Source organism: Polaribacter sp. 11A2H, assembly GCF_011379025.1.
GTDB lineage: Bacteria > Bacteroidota > Bacteroidia > Flavobacteriales > Flavobacteriaceae > Polaribacter.
In genome coordinates, this window is sequence record NZ_WTLD01000039.1 from 282 (window position 1) to 1,386 (window position 1,105).

The 1,105-nt window shown below is 47.8% G+C and carries 2 protein-coding genes; one reads left to right on the forward strand and one right to left on the reverse strand.

What is annotated here, in order from left to right:
• Window positions 1-392 (reverse strand): cation transporter (locus tag GQS58_RS17080; RefSeq protein ID WP_205860463.1); only part of this gene is annotated, 392 nt, incomplete at its 3' end.
• A gap of 150 nt (window positions 393-542) precedes the next feature.
• Between GQS58_RS17080 and cadR the strand changes: the two genes are divergently transcribed.
• Window positions 543-953 (forward strand): Cd(II)/Pb(II)-responsive transcriptional regulator, encoded by a 411-nt coding sequence (cadR, locus tag GQS58_RS16805; RefSeq protein ID WP_161907449.1) that lies wholly within the window; start codon window positions 543-545, stop codon window positions 951-953.
• Window positions 954-1,105 lie beyond the last annotated feature (152 nt).

The following is a 1,105-nucleotide window of genomic DNA, read 5'->3' on the forward strand; positions in this document are numbered from 1 at the left end:
GCAAATGGAAACACACCGACAATCACGGCCGCAGCGAATACCCAAGTTCCTTGAGCGGGAAAAAACAGAGCCAGCACGTAGGCGGCCGCCATCAGCATACCCAGACCGGCGACTTGTTTACTCTTACGGGTTTGCCACCAAGGCTGCACGGTCGGCTGATTGTTGGTATCGTTATTCGACGGAGTGGTACGGGCGGATATGCCAAAACCAAGGCGCTTGATGGTTTTTTCAACATCATCGGCCTGAGTGGCCCCATCGGCTAACAACGACAGTGTCAGGCTTTGTGTGGCAAAGTTCAGCTGGACATCAGAAACGCCGGGCATGCGCGCCAGAGCGGTCTCAATCTTGCCGATGCAACTCGCGCAGTCCATGCCTTCGATATGATATTGCATGAGGGTTTCTCCTATGAATGGAAATTATAGGTGCATCATAAACCCTCTAGCAGCTTCAGAGTCAAGCTGTCCAACGCCTTATGTAATAAGATTGATTTTATAGCGCTAAAGCCTATAGTTACTTTAATGTTTTAAGTTATGGATGCCATCATGCCAATCAAGATAGGCGCACTTGCCAAGCACACAGAAACCACTGTCGAAACCATTCGTTACTATGAAAAAGAAGGGTTATTACCAGAGCCTGCCCGCAGCGAAGGTAATTATCGTTTGTATAATGAGGATCATATTGAGCGCCTGCAATTTATTCGCCATTGCCGTACGCTCGATATGACCTTAGAGGAAGTGCGAATCTTGCTGCAGTTTCGAGATAGGCCTTACGAAGACTGCGGCAACGTCAATGAGCTGCTGGATGATCATATCCGTGCTGTAGAAGTACGCATGGAAGAGCTAACGCAATTAAAGCAGCACCTGACGATTTTGCGTCAGAAGTGCTCGAATACAGCACCCACTGCGTCGTGCGGAATTTTACGCGCCCTTGGCGATCGTTCTTGTCACGTTTAAAGCACCGTTTCACTATATGCCTTCAATCTGCCCAGTTAGTTTATCGTGATGTACTGTCACGAAAGGCGCGACGGTAATGTGAAGGTGAAATAGTTAATCTTTTAATTTCTTCGGGGTTAGATGAAGTTAGGGCGAGGCATGTTTTTAAAACT

Bases quoted from the DNA above. Each gene is read 5' to 3' on its own strand.
- cadR (WP_161907449.1), top strand. From the start codon at position 543: ATGCCAATCAAGATAGGCGCACTTGCCAAGCACACAGAAACCACTGTC.